This is a genomic window from Kitasatospora kazusensis (assembly GCF_039529945.1).
Classification (GTDB): domain Bacteria; phylum Actinomycetota; class Actinomycetes; order Streptomycetales; family Streptomycetaceae; genus Kitasatospora; species Kitasatospora kazusensis.
On record NZ_BAAANT010000015.1, the window covers coordinates 123382 to 144480 of the forward strand.

The following is a 21099-nucleotide window of genomic DNA, read 5'->3' on the forward strand; positions in this document are numbered from 1 at the left end:
TCGCAGGACGGGGCCGGGGGCGTACGCGCTCCGGTGGTGCGGCGGGCCGGGTGACGCTCAGGCGAGCGAGGCGGTCAGCGTGATGGTCGTGCCGGTGAGGGCCTGGCTGACCGGGCAGTTCTTCTTGGCGTCCTCGGCGGCGGCCTGGAAGCCCTCCGCGTCGAGCCCGGGGACCTCGCCGACCACGGTCAGGTGGATGCCGGTGATGCCCTCACCGGGCTGGAAGGTCACGTCCGCCTTGGTGTCCAGCTTGGTGGGCGGGTTGCCGGCGCCGGCCAGGCCGTGCGAGAGCGCCATCGAGAAGCAGGCGGAGTGGGCGGCCGCGATGAGCTCCTCCGGGCTGGTCTTCCCGTTCGCCTGCTCGGCGCGGGACGGCCAGGAGACCGGGTACGTCCCGATGCCCGAGGACGCGAGGGTGACCTCGCCGCTGCCGGTGAGGAGCGGGCCTTCCCAAGCAGTGTGTGCGGTACGGGTGGTTGCCACGATCAGGTACCTCCTGAGATGGGGGGACTGCTGGTTCGTCACGTCCGGACATGCCGGGGCCAGCCTACGTGCCGACCGGGACGGTGGGGCGCAACCCGGAAATGCGGCGCAGCCGCCGTCCACATGGCGGACGGCGGGACGAAACCACGGGAGTTCGCGGGGGCGGTCCTGTTAGATTTCGTGCAGGCCCGAGTCCGACAGCCCGACCGGTGGTTCGCCCGGGTCGCACCCCGCCAGCCAGCACCGGAGCCACCTCGATGACGGACCAGCCCACCAACCCCGCCGCCTCGGCGCTCGACGAGGTCAGCCCGGCCGTCCGGGCCGAGCTGACCTGCCTGCGCGAGAGCATCGACAACATCGACGCCGCCGTCGTCCACATGCTGGCGGAGCGTTTCAAGGCCACCCAGCGGGTCGGCTACCTGAAGGCCGAGCACCGGCTCCCCCCGGCCGACCACGACCGGGAGCGGAACCAGATCGCCCGCCTGCGGGCGCTCGCCGCCGGGGCCCACCTCGACCCGGTGTTCGCGGAGAAGTTCCTCAACTTCATCATCGCCGAGGTGATCCGCCACCACGAGGCGCTCGCGGGCCACGGCACCGAGGACTGACGGAGACCGACGGAGGCCCGACAGGGGCCCTGACAGGGGCCTGGCGGAGGGCTGAGCTGCCCGTCCGGTGTGAGGCGCGGCTAAAAGTCTGATTTCGCGACACTTCCCGCGCGGCGCTAACGTCTGACTTCCTGGATCCTCGGAGAGGTGGCGCAGCGGTGGCACGCAGGCAGCAGTGCGGGCAGTTGTCGGACCCCCAGCGGTGAACCGCTCTGGGCCCGCTCCGACGCCCCGGCACACCGAACACGCGCAACCGGATGTACACGAACCCCGGGCCGGGCACCCGCACCCGCATCAGGACGGGCAGCACGCCGAGCGCCCGCAGCGGGCCGCGCGGTCCGGGCGGCCCCGGGCGGGCGGCGGGCGTCGGCGGTGGCCCTGGTGGGCCGAGATCCCGGCGATGGTGGCGCTCGGGCTGGTGGCGGCGCTGCTGATCAAGACCTGCCTGTTCCAGGTCTTCACCATCCCGTCCGGCTCGATGGAGAACACCCTGCGGATCGGCGACCGGGTGGCCGTCAACAAGCTGGCGCCCCTGCTCGGGTGGGAGCCGCAGCCCGGTGACCCGGTGGTCTTCAAGGACCCGGCCAACTGGCTGCCGGCCCAGCCGGACGACGGCGGGCTGGCCTCCGGGGTGGTCGGGGAGGCGCTGAGCTTCGTCGGCCTGCTGCCGCCCAGGGGTGACAACTACCTGGTCAAGCGGGTGATCGCGACCGGCGGCCAGACCGTCCAGTGCAGCGGGACGACCCTGCGGGTGGACGGCCGTCCGGTCAGTGAGCCGTATCTGCACGCGGGTGACGACTCCTGTGCCGGGCTGCCCTTCGGCCCGGTGACGGTGCCCAAGGGCGACATCTGGGTGGAGGGCGACCACCGCAGCGACTCCGCCGACTCCCGGTACCACCGGGACGAGCCCGGCGGCGGTGCGGTGCCGGTGGCCGACGTGGTCGGCCCGGCGTCGGCGGTGGTCTGGCCCCTGAACCACCTCGGCTGGTTCGGCTGGTCGGGCCGGTAGGGCCGGCCGCCGTTCGGGCAGGTGAGACGGCCGGACCGGCCGGTCTACCGGTGCAGGCCCTCGCCGACCAGGCCCGCCGCCGCCTCCTCGGCGTGGGCGGGCTCCTCGGCCGGTGCGGGCTTGCTGCTCTGGGCGGCGAAGGCGCCGGCCAGCACCAGCAGGCCGCCCAGCAGCTGGGGGGTGCCGAGGTGCTCCCCGAGCAGGACCCAGGCCGCGACGGTGGCGACCACGGCCTCCAGGTTGGCCACCACCCCGGCCACCGGCGGTGACAGGTGCTGGACGGCGACGACCCCGGTCAGGTAGGCCAGGACGGTCGCGACCAGCACCATCCAGAGGGCGGGCAGCAGGGCGGGTACCGCGTGCCCGTTCATGGACACCCGGCCGGCCAGCACGCTCCAGTCGGCGGTCCACGGCCGGGTGAACGCGGTGAGGACGACGGCGCCGATCAGCAGCCCGTACGCGCTGACCGCGATCGGGTCGACCGGGCGGTCCCCCTGGCGGCTCGCGTCGGCCAGGATGAAGTAGCCGACCTGGCAGCAGGCGGCGCCGAGGGCGAAGAGCACCCCGAGGGTGTCGAAGCTCAGGCCGTTCCAGACCTCGACCACGCAGGCCAGGCCGGCCACGGCGACCCCGGCGCCGATCGCCGCGGCGCGGGAGATCGGCCGTCGCTGGACGAACCGCACGTACCCGAGCAGCAGCAGCGGCCCGAGGTACTCGATCAGCAGCGCGACGCCGACCGGGATCCGGGATATCGCGGCGAAGTAGCACGCCTGCACGCCCGCCACCGCGAGCAGCCCGAAGCCGATCAGTACGCCGGGCCGCTGCCGGACGGCGTCCCGGTGCCGCCAGGCGAGCGGCAGGAGGACCAGGGCTGCGCCGGTGACCCGTAGCCAGACGACGTGCAGCGGGGAGAGCCCCGCCTCGATCAGCGGCTTCGCCGCGGTACCGGAGCCGCCGAAGGCGACGGCGGAGGCCAGGGCCAGCGACAGACCGAGGGTCCTGGCCGAGGCCCGGGGGCGGGGCTGAGAGCTGTGCATCGAGGCATTGTGCCAGCCGAAGGCCCGGTCGGGTAAGGCGTCATCTCGCCTTTTGGTCCTGGATTGCCGGCCTTGCTGTCCGTCCCGGAGCTTGCGCGCCCGCTCGGCCGCCGGTCAGTGTGCGACCGTCGCCGGGGTGGCGTTCGGCTGCCCGCCCGTGGTCGGCACGGCCGGGTCGGCCGTGCCGGTCGGCGGGGCCGTCGGCGTGCGGGTCGGCGTGGGCGTCGGGGGCGGGGTCGGGGTGTCCGTGGTGGGGGTCGGCGTCGGCTTCCGGGTGTGGGACGGCGACCGGGTCGGGGAGGGGGTGGCCTGGCCGGACGGGGTCGCGGCCGGGGCCGCCGGGGTGGACGCGGGGGCGGAGGACGGCGCCGACGCGGTAGCACTGGGGGAGGACGAGCGGACCGGCGCCGACGGGGTGTCCGCCGGCGCGGTGAAGCGGGTGACCGGCTGACCGGCCAGCGCCGCCTGCATGTACGCCGTCCAGATCTGCGCCGGGAACCGGCCGCCCGCCGCGCCCGCGACGCCCGCCGTGCCGTCCAGCGTGACCTGGCCGCCGGTCGCCGGGTCCTGGCCGAACATCGCCACGGCCGTCACCAGCTCCGGGGTGTAGCCGACGTACCAGACCGACTTCTGGTCGTCGGTGGTGCCGGTCTTGCCCGCCGAGGGCCGGTCCAGCTGGAGGGCCCGGTACCCGGTGCCGCCCGGGTCGGAGACCACGCCCTGGAGCAGCGAGGTGACCCGCTGGGCGGTCTGCTCGCTGACCGCCTGGGTGACGGCGGGCGCGGGCAGGGCCACCTGCTCGCCCGCGTGCTGCACGCCGGCGACCATCGTCGGGGTGATCCGCTTGCCGCCGTTGTCGAGCGTCGCGTACACCCCGGCCATGTCCAGCACGCTCGGCGTCGAGACCCCGAGCGGGATCGACGGCAGGGCGGCCAGCCCGGGGGTGGTGGCGGGCAGGCCGAGCGCGACAGCGGTCTCCCGGACCTTCTCCAGCCCGGTGTCCTGGGCGAGTTGGGCGAAGGCCGAGTTCACCGACCAGTCGGTGGCCTGCTGGAGGGTCACCCGGCCGTAGCTCCGGTCGCCCTCGTTCGGCGGGTTGTAGGCCTTCCCGGTGCCGCCCACCACGGAGCGCCGGCTGGTGCCGTCGTAGATCGTGTCGGGGGTGATCCGCTCACCGGACTGCGTGCTGGCGCCGCTCTCCAGTGCGGCGGCCAGCGCGATCGCCTTGAAGGTCGAACCGGCCTGGTAGTCGCGCCGGTTGGCATTGTCGATCCAGTGCTTGGTGGCGTCCGTACCGCCGTACAAGGCGACCACCGCGCCGGTCTTCGGGTCGAGCGAGACCGCGCCCGCCTGGGCGGCGGCGTCGTTCTTCCGCTTCCCCGGGTCGAGCTTGTCGGTGAGCTGGCTCTGCACGGAGTCCTGCAGCGCCTGCTGGCGCGCGGCGTCGACGGTCAGCTTCACGGTGTAGCCGCCCTGGGCGAGCGCGGCGTCGCTGACGATCCCGTGCGAGGTCAGGTAGTCCGTCGCGGCCCGCACCAGGTAGCCGGCCTGGCCGGAGAGGCCGGGCGGGCTCTGCGGCTCCTTCACCTGGGGGAAGGCGGTGGCGGCCCGGTCGGCGGCGGACAGCCAGTTCTCCTTGACCATCCCGTCCAGCACGTAGTTCCAGCGGTTGGTGGCGTTCTGCTTGCCGGCCGCCGTCGCGGTGGAGACGTCGTACGCGCTGGGGGCGTTGAGCAGCGCGGCCAGGTAGGCGCCCTGGGCCGCGTTCAGCTTGTCCGCGTCGGTGCCGAAGTACGCCTGCGCGGCGGCCTGGATGCCGTACGCGCCCCGGCCGTAGTACGAGGTGTTGAGGTAGCCGGCGAGCACCTCGTCCTTCGTCTGCGTCGCGTCCACCTTGAGGGCGATGAAGAGTTCCTTCACCTTCCGGCTGATGGTCTGCTTCTGGCTGAGGTAGGCGTTCTTGACGTACTGCTGGGTGATCGTCGAGCCGCCCTGGGTGGTGCCGCCGGTGGCGGTGGCGATGGCGGCCCGGGTCAGGCCCTTCACGTTCACCGCGCCCTCGTGGTAGAAGTTCCGGTCCTCGGCGGCGAGCGCGGCGTGCTGGGCGGCGGGGGAGACCTTGTCGAGCCCGACGCTCTGGCGGTTGGTCTGCCCGGTCCGGGCGATCAGGCTGCCGTCCTGGTAGAGCCAGGTGTTGCTCTGCGCGGTGGCGGTGGCGTGCGCGTCGGGGACCTTGACCAGTGTGACGCCGAGCACGAACAGCCCGACGCCGAGCAGCAGCGAGGTGAACAGCCCGGCCAGCGTCAGCCGCCAGGTGGGTATCAGCCGGCGCCAGCCCGTCCGTCTCGCCCTGGGCGTGCGGGTCCCCGTCCTGGGCGTGCGGATCTTCAGGCCCTTACGGCTGCGGTTCAACGGGGAGGGCCTTTCCTGGGACGCGGGACCGTGCCAGCCTGCCTGAGTGACTTGTCAGATGTTAGGGACCTTTGTCCTGTTTCCTCCGGCGACGGGTCGCGGCCGACGTGTCCGGGCGCCTCCAGGTCCGTCCCGAGGTCTTCCCGCGTTCACCGCCTCCGGTCGGCGGCCCGGTGTTCACGCCCGCGTTCACCGCCTCCGGTCGGCGGCCCGGTGTTCACGCCCGCGCGCTCTCCTGGAAGTAGCGGTCCACCAGCACGACCGCCTCGGCGAGGATGTCCGGATCGCCCTGCGGGTCGGTACGGAACGCCTGGTTGAGCAGGTTCCCCACCAGCACCACGGCCAGCAGTGTCCGGCGCCGGGTCTCGGGGGTGTCGGGTGTGCCGTACCGCCGCACCCGGACCTCGTGCACCAGCTCCGCGAGCTGCCGGTCGTTCGCGTCGCCCTCGTCCTGGAGCGAGGGGAGCCCGGCGCCCTGGAGCCAGACCTGCCGGAAGCCCGGCTCCTGCCGGTAGAACGCGGCGTAGGCGTCGATCAGCGCGGCGTGGAACGCGTGCGGATCCTCGGGCAGCGGTCCGCCGGTGATCTCCTCGCAGATCACCACGAAGCGCTCCAGCCAGTCCCGCATCAGCGATGCGACGATCGCCTCCTTGTCGGGGAAGAACCGGTAGAGCACGCCGACCGACACCCCGGCCTCGGCGGCGATCAGCTTGGTGCCCAGCTCCGCGTACGGGCGGGTCTCCAGCAGCTGCCCGGCGGCGGCGAGGATCCGGGCCACCTTCTCCCGGCTGCGCTGCTGCTGGGGGGCGACCGTGGTCCTTGCCTCTACGGTCCTGCCCTCGGTTTCGGACATGCGGCTCCCTTCCTCTTCCTCTTCTTCGTTCTTCGTTCTTCGGGCGGTGGTTCCTTGACGGGCTTTCCTTGACAGGGCCCAAAACCTGAACCAGAGTCTAGTTCATGTTCACTTCGGGGGAAGCTCTACGGACGGCACCCGCGCCACTCGGCGCCAGGTTCCATTTGGTCTGGACTTCGGTCACCGTCTCCAGCCTCGGCGACGGTATGCGGTTCGTCGCACTGCCGCTGCTCGCGGCGCGCGTCTCGGGCGACCCGAGGCAGGTCGCGCTGGTCGCCCTGGTCGAACAGCTGCCCTGGCTGCTCCTCGGCCTGCCGGCCGGCGCGCTGGCCGACCGGCTGGACCGGCGCCGGATGCTGTGGACCGTCGATGCGGCCAGAACCGTCCTGGTCGGGGCCCTGGCCGTCACCGTCGCGCTCGACGCCACCTCCGTCGCGCTGCTGGCGGTTGCCGGGTTCCTCCTCGGCTGCGGGCAGACCCTCTACAACGGTGCCTGGTCCGGCATCGTCCCGGCGCTGGTCGAGCCGGGCGACCGGATCCGCGCCAACTCCCGGATCCAGGCCGGCGCACTGATCACCGACACCCTCATCGGCACGCCGCTCGGCACCCTGCTCTTCGCCGTGGCCGCCGCCGCGCCCTTCGCGGTCGACACCGCCTCCTTCGCCGTCGCGGCGCTGCTGGTCGCCTTCCTGCCCGGCGACTTCCGGCCCGCCGTCTCCTCTTCCGCCGTCTCCTCTTCCGGCGCTTCCACACTCGGCCTTCCCGCTGCCCCTGCCCGCTCCACGCTGCGCCGCGACATGGCGGAGGGTGTGCGCTGGCTGTGGCGGCACCGGCTGCTGCGGCGACTGTGCGCGGTCTCGGCGGCCTCCAATCTGGTCGGGGCCGGGCTGATCGCGATCCTGGTGCTGTACGCGCGGGAGGCGCTCGGCCTCCGCCCGTTCGGTTTCGGGCTGCTGGTCGCGGCCTTCGCCGTCGGCGGCCTGGCCGGCACGGCGCTCACCCAGGCCCTGGCCGCCCGGCTCGGCACGGGCCGTACGCTCCGGCTGGCCGTGCTCGTCTCGGCCGTCGCGGCGGTCGGCGCGGGCACGGCGCACTCCGGCGTCGCGGCCGGGTGCTTCATCGCCGCGTACGGTTCGGCCTCGCTGATCTGGAACACCACGGCGGTATCGCTGCGTCAGTCCCTGGTCCCCGCCGAACTGCTCGGCCGCGTCGGCATGGCGTACCAGATGGCGAGCAACGGTGCCGGAGCCCTCGGCGCCGCCGTCAGCGGCCTGCTCGCCCACTCCTTCGGCCTCCGTGCGCCCTTCCTGGCCGGCGCGGCCCTGCTCCTGCTGGCTGCCCTGGCCTCCGGGCGCCTCGGCCCGGCCGCCCCCGCCACCCGCACGGCCTGACCGGGGCCGGGCCGCGGGCCCCTGCCCGCCGGGTGGACCGGGGGTCCGCGCGGTGACAGGGTGAAGAGGTCAGCCGATGACCTGTTTGCCCAGGAAGGTGGCGAATTTCCATGGCTGAGCATCCGCATGCCGCACTGGTCCGCACGGGATACGAGGCGTTCTCGCGCGGTGACCTGGAGACGCTCAGGGGGATGATGACGACCGACTGCACCCAGCACGTTCCCGGCACCCACCAGATGTCCGGCGACTTCAAGGGCGTGGACGCCGTCCTCGGCTACTACGGCCGGCTCGCGGCGGAGACGAACGGTACCTTCCGGGCCGAACTCCAGAAGCTCCTCGTCGACGGCCGGGGCCACGTGATGTCCATCCACCGGATCACCGCCGAACGGGCGGGCAGGACCCTCGACCAGGTCGGCGGCATCGTCTTCCGCATCCTCGGCGAGAAGATCACCGACCTCGACGAGTGCCTGGAGGACCCTGCGGCGACGGACGCCTTCTGGGCGTGAAGCCACCGGGACCCGCACCCGCCGAAGGGCGCCCTTCCGAGCGGGAGGGCGCCCTTCGGCTGCCTTGGACCGGGAATCGGTCGCGAGGCGGGGCCGCAAACCCCTGGCCCGGACGGTATCGGCGCGATCCGGTCCGCGATGTCACCCGGACGGGACATGCTTGCCCTGTTCCGTCCCGCCCACGCCGTGACGATCCACCAGGAGAGCAGCGCATGAAGTACATCGAGGTCGAGCAGAAGTACCGACTGCTCAGCCCGCCCGAGGGGTTGAAGGCCGCACTGGCCGCTCGCGGCGCCGAGCCGGGTACGCCCTCCCGCCAGGTCGACACCTACTACAACGCCCCGCACCGCGACTTCCTGTCCGGCGAGATCGTCTCCGAGTGGCTGCGGGTCCGGGTGGAGGACGGGGCCGCCTCGCTCAACTTCAAGCGGTGGTACCCGCTGGAGGCGGCGGTCAAGACGCACTGCGACGAGTTCGAGTCGACGGTCGCCGACGCGGAGGCCGTCACCCGGCTGCTGGGCGCCCTGGACTTCACCCGCCTGACCACGGTCGACAAGGTCCGCGAGGAGTGGCTGACGGACGGCATCGCGGTGGCGTTCGACACGGTGGCCGGGGTCGGCGACTTCGTCGAGTTCGAGTTCAAGGGCGAGGCCGACACCGTCGAGGAGGCGACGGCCCGGATCGAGGCGTTCGTCGCGGGCCTGGACATCGACCTGGGCGACCGCATCCACGCGGGCTACCCCCACATGACGCTCGGGATCACCCCCGCGACCGCCTGACCGGCACCCCGGCCGGGCCGGCTGCCAGGGCACCGACAGCGGACGTGGCCCTGGCAGCCGCAGTCGCGGTCCGCACGGGCGGCCCGTGCCGGTGCGGAGCCCGGGAACGCCAGAGGCCGTCCTCCCCGGAGGGAGGACGGCCTCTGATGTCTCGCTGTGCGCCGCCAGGGACTCGAACCCCGGACCCGCTGATTAAGAGTCAGCTGCTCTAACCAACTGAGCTAGCGGCGCTTGTCCGACCTGGAGAACAATACACGGTCCGGAGGGGTGGCATGTGCGGGTTTGCGCCGGGTGATGTCGGAGTTGTCCGGGTTGTGGCGGTTAGGGTGGGAAGGTGGCCAAGCCCAGGGACCGCCGTCACCCCGGCAGCAGCCCTCGCCCCCGCCGAGGGCGGCGGGCGTGGCCACGGGCCCGTGGCTGGAGTCGAGGACGTGACCGTGACCGTGACCGACACCTTCGTACGGATCGACGGCAGTGCGCTGCACGTGCGCTGCGAGGGGAGCGGGCCGGTCTGCGTGCTCAGCGGGGGGCTCGGCGCCGCCTGGTTCGACTGGGATCCGGTCGTCCCGCTGCTGGTGCCGCACCGCACCGTGGTGCGTTTCGACCGCCCCGGCCTCGGCCTGAGCGAGCCCGGACGCCGCCGCCCGACCGCCGTCGGCGAGGCCGGCCGGATCCGGGGCCTCCTCGACGCCCTCGGGCTGCCCGGTCCCTGCACGCTCGCCGGGCACTCGCTGGCGGGTTTCCACGTCGAGGCGTTCGCCCGGCTGTACCCGGCGCGGACGGCCGGGCTGGTCCTGCTGGACTCCAGCGTGGAGTCCGCGCCCCGCCCGTCCCCGGCCCCCGGGCTGCGCGACCTGGCGACCCGGGCGGTGGCGCGCGCGGCCACCGCGTGCGCCGTGCCGTACCTGTGCGGGCCGGCCGGGCGCCGCCTGGTGGCGCGGCTGAACACCGTACGCGGCGAGGACCTCGCGCCCGCCGGGCTGGTCCGGCGCTGCTACCGGCCGGGGCGGGCGCTGCGGGCGGCGCTGCGCGAGAACACCTGCTACCTGGACGTCGCCGCCGAGCTCGCCGAGCTGCGCGGCCGGGTGCCGCTGCCCCGGGTGCCGGTCACCGTGCTGGCGGCCGACGCGGGCCGCGACACTCCGTCCTCCCGGCGTTGGCTCGCCCGCCAGCGGGCCCTGGCCGAGCTGCTCGGCGGCGAGTTCCGTACGGCGGAGCCGGCCGGGCACCTGCTGATGTCCGACCGCCCGGACGCGGTGGCGGCGGCGGTGCTGGCGAGCGCCTGAGCGGCGACGGGGGCGGGCGGCGACCGCCCGTCCGGTGTCGTCAGGGGCGAGAATGGGTGCGAGGAGGTCGCATGAACTCCATCACCCACTGGCTGGCCGGCCTGTCCGGTCCGGTCGTGTACGCGGTCGTCGCCGGCCTGGTCTTCCTGGAGGACGGGTTCTTCGTCGGTGTCGTCCTGCCGGGCGAGAGTGCGGTGGTGGTCGGCGGCGTCATCGCCCGCCAGGGCGCGGTCTCCGTCTACTGGCTCTGCGCGCTGGTCGTGGTCGCCGCCGTTGCCGGGGATTTCGTCGGGTACGAGATCGGCCGTCGCAGCGGACCCAGGATCACCGGCTCGCGGCTGCTGCGCGGCCGCGCCGAGCGGGTGGCGGCCGCCCGCGAGTTGATGCGGCGGCGTGGTGCGGGGGCGGTCTTCTTCGGGCGGTTCATCGCCTTCGTCCGCACCATGGTCCCCGGGCTGGCCGGGCTCTCCCGGATGCCGTACGGCCGGTTCGTCCGGTACAACGCGCTCGGCGCGCTGTTCTGGGGCGTCGGCTTCACGATGCTCGGCTACTACGCGGGCGACGCGTACACCCGGGTCGAGCAGCTGCTCGGCCGGTTCGTCGCGCTCGGCTTCGCGCTCGTCCTGCTGGCCGTCGCGGTGGGGTGGCAGGTGCGGCGGCGCCGGGCCCGCCGCCGGGAGGCCGCGCCGCCCGCCGGGGACGACCCTGGCGGCCCGGGCGACCCGGATGGCCCGGACGACCCGGAGATCCCGGGCAAACGAAGCGTTAATACTTCGCAAAAATGATCCCATGCCACGTCAGGAGTGATAGACGGAGCAGTTGTTGATGATCAGTCAGGGTGGTCCGAAAAACCGGCTATGCTACTGCGCGGCTCCGCGTACTGGATCAGTTACGCAGTATTCGGCCCTGCCGTGACCGGGCCGCCTACAGCGTCCGGGCGTGGTGTCGTCGGCGTCGAGTCCCGCTCGCCGTTCCACTGACCATTCGATCGTTGAGGACGCTGATGCTTCGTGCTGGATCGTCACCAGGAGGCCGGCGCAGCGCTCCTGTTCTCTCGTGGCTCCTGCCCACGGTGGTGATGGCGGCAGCCGTCGCCGCCGCCGTCGCGCTGGTCGCGCCCGGTGCGCGGACCGCGGTCGCGGCCTGCGGCGTGGTCGCCACGCTGGCCGTGGCCGCCGTCGCGGTCGAGGCGGTACGGCGCGGGCGGGCGCTCACGGCGCAGCGGGAGCGGCACGTACGGCTGGAGGCGGAGCTGCGGCGGCAACTGGCCGAGCAGCAGACCCAGACGGTGCGGCTGGCCGAGCGGCTGCTGCCGCAGGCCGTGTCCCGGCTCCAGCAGGGTGACTTCGTCGAGGACGTGCTGCGCGACGCCGACTCCCAGGAGGGTGCCGTCGCCCCGGAGTTCCAGGCCGCCCGGCAGGCGGTGCTGCGCTCGGTGCTGGAGGCCGTCGACGCGGAGGAGGGCCTGCGTGAGTCCGCACAGCGCGCCTTCGTCAACATCGCGCGCCGGGTGCAGGCGATCGTCCACCGGCAGGCCCAGGACCTGCGCGAGATGGAGGACCGGCACGGCAACGACCCGGCGGTCTTCGACGACCTGCTGCGGCTCGACCACGGGAACGCGCTGGTCGGCCGCCTCGCGGACAGCATCGCCGTCCTCGGCGGCGCGCGCCCCGGCCGCCAGTGGAGCCGGGCGGTTCCGCTGTACAGCGTGCTGCGCGGCGCCGTCTCGCGGATCCTCGACTACCAGCGCGTCGACCTGCACCCGGTCTCCGAGGTGGCCGTCATCGGTTCGGCGGTCGAGCCGCTGATCCACGCGCTGGCCGAACTGCTCGACAACGCCACCCGCTACTCGCCGCCGCAGACCCGGGTGCACCTGACCGCGGTGGAGGTGCAGACCGGCATCGCGATCGAGATCGAGGACGGCGGTCTGAGCCTGAGCGAGGAGGGCCGGGCCCGTGCCGAGCGGATGCTCAAGGAGGCGCAGGCCGGGATCGACCTGAACGACCTCGGCGAGACCCCCCGGCTCGGCCTGGCCGTGGTCGGCCGGCTCTCGCAGGTGTACGGCTTCCAGGTCTCGCTGCGGCCCTCCGCCTACGGCGGTGTGCGTGCGGTGCTGATCGTGCCGCAGGAGCTGATCACCACTGCCCCCGCCTCCGGTCGGGCGCACGGTATCGGCGCCTCCTCCGGCCCCCGGCCGGCCGGTGTGCCCGCTCCGGTGGCGGCCCGCTCGCACGCCGGTCCGCAGAGCCTGACGGTGGGGGAGGACGAGGCGCCGATGGTGAGCGAGCGGACGCCGAACGGGCTGCCGCAGCGGCGCCGCCGCCACGCGGCTCCCTCGGGTGCGGCGCCGCAGGTGCCGCAGCTCAGGGCCGCCGAGCCGAGGGCCGTGGAGCCCCGGGTGGCGGAGCCGGTGGCCGCCGAGCCGTCCCAGGCCCAGGCCCCGGCGCAGCCCGGTATGTGGTTGGCCGCCTTCCAGAGCGGGGTGAACGGCCAGACACCGGCCACCGCCTCGGTCGGTTACAGCAGTGACGAGTCGTCATCAGTTAAGGGTGAGCAGTGATTCAGCAGCGGGGCAACATGGACTGGATGCTCAAGGATCTGGCGGACAGTGTCCCGCAGACCCGTCACGTGGTCGTGCTGTCCTCGGACGGGCTGCGGATGGCCCAGTACGGGACGGACACCGACACCGCCGACCGCCTCGCGGCCGCCTGCGCGGGCCTGCAGAGCCTGGCGGGCGCCGTCGCCACCGAGTTCCCGCACGGTGACGGGCGGATGCGGCTGGTGGTCATCGAGATGGGCGGCGGCTTCTTCTACCTGATGGCGGCCGGCGCGCGGGCCTACCTCGCGGTGCTGGCCGACGAGGGCGTCGACGCCGGCCTGATGGGCCAGCGGATGCGGGACCTGGTGGCCCGGATCGGCGAGCACCTCAGCACACCGCCGCGCAGCGGTGAGCAGGTCGCATGAGTGGAACCGACCAGGCGTGGGACGAGGGCAACCCGGAGCGGCTCTACGTGATCACCCGCGGGCGGAGCGGCTTAGCCGAGCGGACCGTCCTCGACCTGGTCACACTGATCGTCTCCCGCTCCGAGCCGCAGCCGACGATGCAGCCGGAGCACGCCGCGATCCTGCGGCTGTGCCATTCCCCGCTCTCGGTCGCCGAGATCTCCGCGTACCTGCGGCTGCCGATGAGCGTGATCACCGTGCTGCTCGCGGACCTGCTGGCCGACAAGCGGGTGGAGGCGCGGGCACCCGTCCCGCTCGCCCAACTTCCCGACCGTGCCCTGATTGAGGCGGTGATGCATGGACTTCAGAAGCTCTGACACGGTGGTGGGGCCACGGAGCGAGGACACCCTGCCGTCCTCGGCCGCCACGGCGGTCAAGGTGGTGATCGTCGGCGGTTTCGGGGTCGGCAAGACGACCCTGGTCGGCGCGGTGAGCGAGATCAGGCCGCTGACCACCGAGGAGACGATGACGCAGGCCGGTGCCGACGTCGACGACACCGTCGGGGTGGAGCGCAAGACCGCGACCACCGTGGCGATGGACTTCGGCCGGATCAGCGTCAACGACGAACTGGTGCTCTACCTGTTCGGTACCCCCGGGCAGCAGCGGTTCTGGTTCCTCTGGAACGGCCTGTTCGAGGGCGCGCTCGGTGCCGTCGTGCTGGTCGACACCCGGCGGCTCGAAGTCAGCTTCGACGTGATCGGGCGGCTGGAGGAGCGCGGCGTACCGTTCGTGGTCGCGCTCAACAGCTTCCCCGAGTCCCCGTCCTACCCGACGGAGGAGCTGCGGGCGGCGCTGGACCTGCCCGCCGAGGTGCCGATCGTCCACTGCGACGCCCGGACCAAGGAGTCCAGCCGCGACGTGCTGATGGCCCTGATGCGGTACCTGTACTCCCTCACCACCCCGTCGGCCTGACCCACGGGCTCCGTACCCGGGCCCTGGGCCCGGTGGAACGGGGAGTACCGCGAGAACCCGGACGGCCGGGGCGCCCACCGCGCCCCGGCCTTCGCCGTCCCCGGGGCCTTGGGCGGGTGCGCGGACACGACGCGGACACACAACGACCGAGGGCCTCCTCACCGTCGTGAGAAGGCCCTCGGTCTGTCTGTGCGCCGCCAGGGACTCGAACCCCGGACCCGCTGATTAAGAGTCAGCTGCTCTAACCAACTGAGCTAGCGGCGCGTGCTGACCCGGGAAACTGTACGCGACTCGGGCCGGATCTCCGAATCGTGACCGTACGGTCGCACCAGGTCACCGTGCGGCGCTACGCCTCCGGGTAGTGGCAGGCCGCCGCGTGGTCCCGGCCGGGGGCGGCCTCGGCGAGCGGCGGGGACTGCTGCTCGCAGCGTCCGCGCCGCTCGGTGTCCAGCGCCGCGTACACCTGGCAGCGGGTGCGGAAGCGGCAGCCGGGCGGGCGCTCGGTCGGCGAGGGCGGGTCGCCGGCCAGCAGGACGCGGGTCCGGGCCCGTTCGGCGGGCGGGTCGGGCAGCGGGACGGCCGAGAGCAGTGCCCGGGTGTACGGGTGCCGGGGGCGTTCGAAGACGGCCTCGACCGAGCCGGACTCGACGGTGCGGCCCAGGTACATCACGCTCACCCGGTCGGAGAGGTGCCGGATCACCGACAGGTCGTGCGAGACGAACAGGTACGCCAGCCCCAGCTCGGCCTTGAGCTGCTGGAGCAGGTTGAGCACCCCGGCCTGGACGGAGACGTCCAGTGCGGAGACCGGTTCGTCCAGCACCAGCAGCCGGGGCTGGACGGCGAGCGCGCGGGCGATCGAGATCCGCTGGCGCTGGCCGCCCGAGAACTGGTGCGGGTAGCGCACCGCGTGGGCCGGCTCCAGCCCGACCTGCCGCAGCAGCTCCGGCACCCGGCGGTCGATCAGCTCGCGCGGGGCGCGCTGGGCCAGCAGCGGTTCGGCGATCACGTCGCCGATCGGCAGCCGTGGGTCCAGGCTGGCCATCGGGTCCTGGAAGACGATCTGGATGTCGCTGCGGAGGCGGTGCGCGCCGGCCCGGTCCAGCCCGGCGGTGTCCTGCCCGAGCAGCTCGATCCGGCCGGCCTCCGGCCTGCCGAGCCGCAGCAGTTCGAACAACGTGGTGGACTTGCCGGAGCCGGACTCGCCGACCAGCCCGAGCGTCTCGCCGTGCCGGATGTCCAGCTCGACCCCGTCCACGGCGTACACGTCGCCGACCCGGCGTTTGAAGACCGTCCCCTTGAGCACCGGGAAGGTCTTGGTCAGGCCGGTCACCCGGAGCACCTGCTCGCGCTCCGCGCGCGGCACCGAGACGGCGGGCGGCGGCACGGCTGGTACCGGGTAGACCTCGCTCGGGGCCGGTCCGCGTTCGGCCAGCTCGTCCGCCCGGACGCAGGCGGCGAGGTGGCCGTCGGTGCCGGTGAGCGGGGGTTCCGCCGTGCGGCAGCGGTCCTCCACCAGCGGGCAGCGGGCGGCGAACGGGCAGCCGGGCGGCAGGTCGTTCAGCGGCGCCGGGTTGCCGGGGATCGGTACGAGTGGTCCGCCGCCGGTGTCCAGCCGGGGGACGGCGCCGATCAGGCCGAGGGTGTACGGGTGCCGGGGGCGCGCGAACAGCTCGTCCACGCCCGCCGTCTCGACCACACGCCCGGCGTACATCACCGCGACCCGGTCGGCCATCCCGGCGATCACGCCGAGGTCGTGGCTGACCAGGACGAGTGCCGCGCCGGTCTCCCGCTGGGCCTTGCGCAGCACGTCCAGCACCTGGGCCTGGATGGTGACGTCCAGCGCGGTGGTCGGCTCGTCGGCGAGCAGGATGTCGGGGTCGTTGGCGATCGCCATCGCGATCATCGCGCGCTGGCGCATCCCGCCGGAGAACTCGTGCGGGAAGCTGTCGAGTGCCCGCTCCGGCTCGGGGATACCGACCAGGTCGAGCAGTTCGGCCGCGCGCGTGCGGGCGGCGGCCCGGTCCAGCGGCTGGTGGATCCGCAGCGCCTCGACGATCTGGTCGCCGATCCGGTAGACGGGGGTGAAGGCGGAGAGCGGGTCCTGGAAGACCATCGCGACCTTGCTGCCGCGGATCTTCGCCAGCTCCTTGTTCGGCAGCCCGACCAGCTCCCGGCCCTCCAGCCGGACGGAGCCGCGCACCGCGGCCGAGCCGGGCAGCAGCCCGAGCACGGCGAGCGCCGTCACCGACTTGCCGGAACCGGACTCGCCGACGATGCCGAGCGTCTCGCCGCGCCGCAGCCGCAGGTCCACGCCGCGTACCGCCGGGGCGTCGCCGAAGTCGACTGCGAGTTCGCGGACTTCGAGCAGTTCGCCGCCCTCGGCAGGGGTGCCGGCCTCAAGGAGATCCGTGGTCACTTGCTTCTCCGGGAGGTACGGGCGGGGCGAGCCGCCTCGGTCGTGGGGTCGAGCGCGTCGCGCAGCCCGTCCCCGATCAGGTTGATGGCGAGGACGAAGAGCACCAGCAGCCCGGCGGCGAAGTAGAACAGCCAGGGGAAGATCGGCGCCTGGTCCGTCCCGGCGGCGAGCAGGGTGCCGAGCGAGACGTCCGGTGCGCGCACGCCGAAGCCGAAGTAGGAGAGCGCGGTCTCGCTCATCACGGCTCCGCCGACCGCGACGGTGGCGTCGGTGATCAGGAAGGAGGCGACGTTCGGCAGGATGTGCCGCAGGATGATCCGCAGCGGGTGGACGCCCATGAACTGGGCGGCGCGGACGAACTCGCGCTCCCGCAGTGAGCGGGTCATCGAGCGGACCACCCGGGCGGTGATCATCCAGTTGAAGGCCGCCAGCAGGAAGACGAAGGCGATCCAGCCGGCGCCCTTCAGCTTGGGCGAGATGATCGTGATGATCAGGAAGCTCGGGAAGACCAGCAGCAGGTCGACCAGGAAGGTCAGCGCGCGGTCCGTCCAGCCGCCGAAGTACCCGGCGCAGGCGCCGACCAGCGAGGCCACCACGGTGGAGAAGAGCGCCACCAGCAGCCCGATGATCAGCGACTTCTGCAACCCGCGCACGGTCTGCGCGAAGACGTCCTGGCCCAGCCCGTTGGTGCCGAACCAGTGGGCACCGGAGGGTGGTTGGCGCAGCGCCGCGTAGTCCGGGGTGGCGTAGTCCCAGTGCGTGACGAACGGGCCGCCGAAGGCGAGCAGGAAGAGCAGCAGCACGATCGCGGCGCCGGCCAGCACGCCCTTGGCCGCCGTCAGCCGGGCCAGCACCAGCCGGAACCGCCCGGCGGGGGCGGGGTCCTGGGCGGCGGGGAGGGCGGCCTCGGTCCGGCCCGACTCCATCGGTACAGCAGTCATGGTCGTGCCCCTCAGTACCGCACGCGCGGGTCCAGCGCGGCGGTCAGCACGTCGGCCAGGAAGCCCGAGGCCAGCACCACCACCGCGGCGAACAGATTGACCGCGACCACCGAGTTGATGTCCTGCTCGTTGATCGCCTGGATGAACCACTCGCCCATGCCGTGCCAGCCGAAGATGGTCTCGGTGAAGGCCGCGCCGGTGAAGATGCCCAGGAAGCTGTAGGCGAACATCGTCGACATCGGGATGATCGCCGTCCGCAGCCCGTGCTTGATCAGCGCCTGGTTGCGGGTCAGCCCCTTGGCCTCGGCGGTGCGCAGGTAGTCGGAGCCGAGTACGTCCAGCATGGTGCCGCGCTGGTAGCGGCTGTACATCGCCAGCCCGCCGAGTGCCAGCGAGAGCGTGGGCAGCAGCAGGTGCAGCGACCAGTCGGCCAGGTGGGCGCCGATGCCGCCGGCCAGCCCGGGTGTCTCGTACCCGGTGAAGGGGATCACGTCGTGCCCGGCGGCGTCCTTGGCGGCGATCGCGCCGTTCTTCAGCAGCAGCGCCAGCAGGAAGACCGGCGTGGAGAGCAGCACGAAGGAGAACAGCGTGAGCGCCCGGTCGGAGATCCGGTACTGCCTGACCGCGCTCCAGGCCCCGCCCGCCACCCCGAGCACCATCCCGAGCAGGCTGCCGATCAGCAGCAGCCGCAGTGACACCCAGATCCGCCGGCCGAAGTCGTCGTTGACGGAGGTGTCGTGGATGGTCCGGCCGAGGTCGCCGTGCAGCACCAGGTCCTTGGCCCAGACGCCGAAACGTTCCACCACGGGGGTGTGGTCGTTGATGTTCAGCGCCGTCAGCTGCCGGTCCACCGAGGCGGCGGACGGGCGGGGCTGCTTGGCCTCGAAGTACGAGCGCGGCCCGAGCGCCGAGGAGGACAGCGCGAAGGCGAGGAAGATCGCGACGATCAGCAGCGCGGCGTAGTAGCCGAACCGCTTGGCCAGGTACCTGATCACCGCCCACCGCCGGGTAGGCGGTCCGTGAACCTGGTCGACATGATCATTTGCCTTCGTTCAAGGGGTGGTTGGCGCAGCTTCGCGCAGCAGTTCTACGGTACCGACCGGTCGGTCGTCCAGAGGTCTCACCGGAGCGGCTTCGGCGCCCGGCGAGAAGTCCCAGGTCAGAGTGTTCCAGTCGGGTACTGACGGAGTATTGCCGCAATATTGCCGACTGTTTCGTTTCGATCAGAAGTGAACACAGACCCCTGGTGGAGCTGCTGATGCGCTGTTACGTTCTGCTCGCTGGACACCGAATTGGCTGCCCATGCTCAAGTGCTGCCACACCTGACGGCACCTCACTCTTCGAAAACTCTTGGGGGCACCCCTCATGGACACATCCCGCACAGCCCGCGGCCTCGGCCGCGCCGCTGTCCTCGCCATCGCCCTGGCGCTGACCGTCACCGGTTGCAGCTCCGGCGGTTCGGGCTCCGGTGATGTAGCGAAGAACGTGGTGCCGGCCCAGGGCGTCCAGGACGACAACCCGCAGCCGCTGGACAACATCAAGGACGGCGGCGAGCTGCGTTCGCCGCTCCAGCAGTGGGTCACCCAGTGGAACCCGTACCAGGTGGACGGCAACTACGGTGACGCGGTCGAGATCATGACCTACGTCGAGGCGAAGATCTTCCACACCGATGCCACGGGCGTGTTCCACCCCGCGCCCGAGTACCTGACCTCCGCCGAGGTCACCTCGACCTCGCCCGAGGTGATCACGTACAAGATCAACCCGAAGGCCAAGTGGTCCGACGGCAAGCAGCTCAGCTACCTGGACTTCAAGGCGGTCTGGCAGGCGTCCAACGGCAAGAACCCGGCCTACAACCTCAACTCCTCCACCGGGTACGAGCAGATCTCCTCGGTGGAGCAGGGCGCGGACGCGCAGGAGGTGAAGGTCACCTTCGCCAAGCCGTACGCCGACTGGCAGAACCTCTTCAACCCGCTGCTCCCGGCGGCCGGCATCTCGACCCCGGACGACTTCAACAAGGGCTGGATCGAGAAGGTTCCGATCACCGGCGGGCCGTTCAAGATCGGCACGATCGACAAGACCGCCCAGACCGTCACCCTCGTCCCGGACCCGGCCTGGTGGGGCCCGAAGCCGAAGCTCGACAAGCTCACCTACCGGGTCCTGGACGCCTCGGCGATCACCCAGGCCTTCCTGAACAACGAGGTGGACTACGCCTCGGCCGGCTCGGCGACCTCGTACGGGCAGCTCAAGGACGCCAAGGACGGCGTGATCCGGACGGGCACCCCGTGGGACGAGGTGCACATCTCCTTCGGCGGCAACGGCGCGCTCGCCGACCAGGCCGTCCGGCAGGCGATCGGCCACGCGATCGACCGGTCCGCGCTGATCAAGATCGTGAACCAGGGCGTCCCGGTGACGTTCAAGCCGCTCGACAACCACCTCTTCATGACCAACCAGGCCGGGTACCAGGCCAACGCCGGCGACTGGGTCAAGTTCGAGCCGGACGTCGCCAACCAGGCGCTGGAGAAGGAGGGTTGGAAGAGCCCGGGCGCCGGGCAGACCCGGACGAAGGACGGTGCGCCGCTGGAGCTGCACTTCGTGGTCAGCGACGGCTCCGCGCAGGCGCAGCTGGACATGGCCACGGCCGTGCAGAACATGCTGCAGCAGATCGGCATCAAGCTCGACGTCGACAAGGTGTCCAGCAAGGACTACTTCACCAAGTACATCAACGAGGGCAAGTTCGACCTGGCCAGCTGGCGCAACACCGGCTCCTTCCCGCTCTCGGTGGGCGTCGCCAACTTCCAGATGCCGCAGGGCGACAACGTGTTCGGCAACTACTCCAAGCTGAGCACCCCGGAGATCGACTCGCTGCTCAAGCAGGCCGCCGGGACGCTCGACCCCGTCGCCGCCGCCAAGCTCTACAACCAGGCGGACACCAAGATCTGGGAGCTCGGCCACACCATCGAGCTCTACCAGCGGCCGAGCATCGTCGCCGTCCGCAAGGGGCTGGCCAACTTCGGGGCGAGCAGCCTCGCCGACACGGACATCCTCAAGGTGGGCTGGCAGAAGTAGCACCCGGACCGGCGGCAGTACCCCGGCACCGCAGTACCCCGGCGCCGCAGGGGGCCGGGCCGCCGGGCGGCGTGCCGCCCCGGCGCGGGCGCGGCCGGCGAACAGCAGGCGGCGCTGGTGAGCAGCACGGTGATCACGAGACCGGTGGCACGGACGAGGGTGGCGCGGCGAACCCGCCCCCCGTGTCCGGCCACCGGCCTTGACCTTCCGCGCCGCTCGCAGACCGCCCGCTCGCCGGCTCCGACGGGGAGGAATCTAGCCGCCCGGAGGGCCGGCACCGGACGCCTGCCCGCGGGCACGCCGGGGGGAGGCGGAGCTGTCACCCGGTTCGCGCACTACGCCGTCAACTCTCGCTGACGAAGGCCCGGAACACGCCGAACCGACCCGAACGCCCCGCTCG

19 protein-coding genes and 2 tRNA genes are annotated in these 21099 nt (G+C 72.4%); 12 read left to right on the forward strand and 9 right to left on the reverse strand.

Annotated features, from left to right (window positions below; genetic code table 11):
- Window positions 1-57 precede the first annotated feature (57 nt).
- A complete protein-coding gene (locus ABD330_RS15640) occupies window positions 58-483 on the reverse strand; it encodes an OsmC family protein (protein WP_344465243.1) in 426 nt (141 codons plus the stop codon).
- 257 nt (window positions 484-740) lie between these two features.
- Between ABD330_RS15640 and ABD330_RS15645 the strand changes: the two genes are divergently transcribed.
- Entirely contained in the window at window positions 741-1088 is a 348-nt protein-coding gene (locus ABD330_RS15645; protein WP_344465245.1) for a chorismate mutase, read from the forward strand.
- Window positions 1089-1488: 400 nt separating this feature from the next.
- Window positions 1489-2097 carry a signal peptidase I gene (gene lepB / locus ABD330_RS15650; RefSeq protein ID WP_344465247.1) on the forward strand — a complete coding sequence of 203 codons (609 nt, stop codon included), beginning with the start codon at window positions 1489-1491 and terminating at the stop codon, window positions 2095-2097.
- Window positions 2098-2141: 44 nt separating this feature from the next.
- Here the strand turns inward: lepB and ABD330_RS15655 are convergent, their stop codons facing one another.
- The 3 genes from ABD330_RS15655 to ABD330_RS15665 all read right to left on the reverse strand — a co-directional run bounded on the left by ABD330_RS15655 (window position 2142) and on the right by ABD330_RS15665 (window position 6399).
- Complete coding sequence (locus tag ABD330_RS15655; RefSeq protein WP_344465249.1) at window positions 2142-3134, reverse strand: EamA family transporter; 993 nt, start codon at window positions 3132-3134, stop codon at window positions 2142-2144.
- 114 nt (window positions 3135-3248) lie between these two features.
- The gene (locus tag ABD330_RS15660; protein ID WP_344465251.1) at window positions 3249-5546 is read right to left on the reverse strand and encodes a transglycosylase domain-containing protein; all 2298 of its coding nucleotides are present in this window, start codon (window positions 5544-5546) and stop codon (window positions 3249-3251) included.
- Window positions 5547-5763: 217 nt separating this feature from the next.
- Window positions 5764-6399, reverse strand: a complete 636-nt coding sequence (locus tag ABD330_RS15665; protein WP_344465253.1) for a TetR/AcrR family transcriptional regulator — start codon at window positions 6397-6399, stop codon at window positions 5764-5766.
- 104 nt (window positions 6400-6503) lie between these two features.
- Here ABD330_RS15665 and ABD330_RS15670 point away from each other — a divergent pair, with 104 nt between their 5' ends.
- The 3 genes from ABD330_RS15670 to ABD330_RS15680 all read left to right on the forward strand — a co-directional run bounded on the left by ABD330_RS15670 (window position 6504) and on the right by ABD330_RS15680 (window position 9075).
- Entirely contained in the window at window positions 6504-7790 is a 1287-nt protein-coding gene (locus tag ABD330_RS15670) for an MFS transporter (protein WP_344465255.1), read from the forward strand.
- 110 nt (window positions 7791-7900) lie between these two features.
- Entirely contained in the window at window positions 7901-8296 is a 396-nt protein-coding gene (locus tag ABD330_RS15675) for a nuclear transport factor 2 family protein (protein WP_344465257.1), read from the forward strand.
- Window positions 8297-8508: 212 nt separating this feature from the next.
- Window positions 8509-9075, forward strand: coding sequence for a class IV adenylate cyclase (locus tag ABD330_RS15680; protein WP_344465259.1), 567 nt, complete (start codon window positions 8509-8511; stop codon window positions 9073-9075).
- Window positions 9076-9232: 157 nt separating this feature from the next.
- Here ABD330_RS15680 and ABD330_RS15685 read toward each other — a convergent pair.
- Window positions 9233-9306 (reverse strand) — tRNA-Lys (locus ABD330_RS15685).
- A 200-nt stretch (window positions 9307-9506) separates the two neighbouring features.
- Between ABD330_RS15685 and ABD330_RS15690 the strand changes: the two genes are divergently transcribed.
- The 6 genes from ABD330_RS15690 (at window position 9507) to ABD330_RS15715 (ending at window position 14276) form a co-directional block, all read left to right on the forward strand.
- Window positions 9507-10361: an alpha/beta fold hydrolase gene (locus tag ABD330_RS15690; protein WP_344465261.1), complete on the forward strand. Its 855-nt coding sequence runs from the start codon at window positions 9507-9509 to the stop codon at window positions 10359-10361.
- A gap of 71 nt (window positions 10362-10432) precedes the next feature.
- The gene (locus ABD330_RS15695; RefSeq protein ID WP_344465263.1) at window positions 10433-11146 is read left to right on the forward strand and encodes a DedA family protein; all 714 of its coding nucleotides are present in this window, start codon (window positions 10433-10435) and stop codon (window positions 11144-11146) included.
- Window positions 11147-11364: 218 nt separating this feature from the next.
- Window positions 11365-12921: an ATP-binding protein gene (locus ABD330_RS15700; RefSeq protein ID WP_425555539.1), complete on the forward strand. Its 1557-nt coding sequence runs from the start codon at window positions 11365-11367 to the stop codon at window positions 12919-12921.
- Entirely contained in the window at window positions 12918-13325 is a 408-nt protein-coding gene (locus ABD330_RS15705; protein ID WP_344465267.1) for a roadblock/LC7 domain-containing protein, read from the forward strand. Before ABD330_RS15700 ends, ABD330_RS15705 begins: the two co-directional genes overlap by 4 nt.
- Window positions 13322-13681 (forward strand): DUF742 domain-containing protein, encoded by a 360-nt coding sequence (locus ABD330_RS15710; protein ID WP_344465269.1) that lies wholly within the window; start codon window positions 13322-13324, stop codon window positions 13679-13681. Before ABD330_RS15705 ends, ABD330_RS15710 begins: the two co-directional genes overlap by 4 nt.
- Window positions 13662-14276, forward strand: a complete 615-nt coding sequence (locus ABD330_RS15715; protein WP_344465271.1) for a GTP-binding protein — start codon at window positions 13662-13664, stop codon at window positions 14274-14276. Before ABD330_RS15710 ends, ABD330_RS15715 begins: the two co-directional genes overlap by 20 nt.
- A gap of 190 nt (window positions 14277-14466) precedes the next feature.
- Here the strand turns inward: ABD330_RS15715 and ABD330_RS15720 are convergent.
- The 4 genes from ABD330_RS15720 to ABD330_RS15735 form a co-directional block, all read right to left on the reverse strand.
- Window positions 14467-14540, reverse strand: a tRNA-Lys gene (locus ABD330_RS15720).
- Between the two features lie 82 nt (window positions 14541-14622).
- Entirely contained in the window at window positions 14623-16692 is a 2070-nt protein-coding gene (locus ABD330_RS15725) for a dipeptide ABC transporter ATP-binding protein (protein ID WP_425555540.1), read from the reverse strand.
- Entirely contained in the window at window positions 16689-17618 is a 930-nt protein-coding gene (locus ABD330_RS15730) for an ABC transporter permease (RefSeq protein ID WP_344465324.1), read from the reverse strand. The genes ABD330_RS15725 and ABD330_RS15730 overlap by 4 nt, the downstream gene beginning before the upstream one ends.
- A gap of 26 nt (window positions 17619-17644) precedes the next feature.
- Window positions 17645-18628, reverse strand: a complete 984-nt coding sequence (locus tag ABD330_RS15735; RefSeq protein WP_344465274.1) for an ABC transporter permease — start codon at window positions 18626-18628, stop codon at window positions 17645-17647.
- Between the two features lie 370 nt (window positions 18629-18998).
- On the opposite strand from ABD330_RS15735, the gene ABD330_RS15740 reads away from it, so the two are divergent.
- The gene (locus ABD330_RS15740; RefSeq protein ID WP_344465276.1) at window positions 18999-20699 is read left to right on the forward strand and encodes an ABC transporter family substrate-binding protein; all 1701 of its coding nucleotides are present in this window, start codon (window positions 18999-19001) and stop codon (window positions 20697-20699) included.
- Window positions 20700-21099 lie beyond the last annotated feature (400 nt).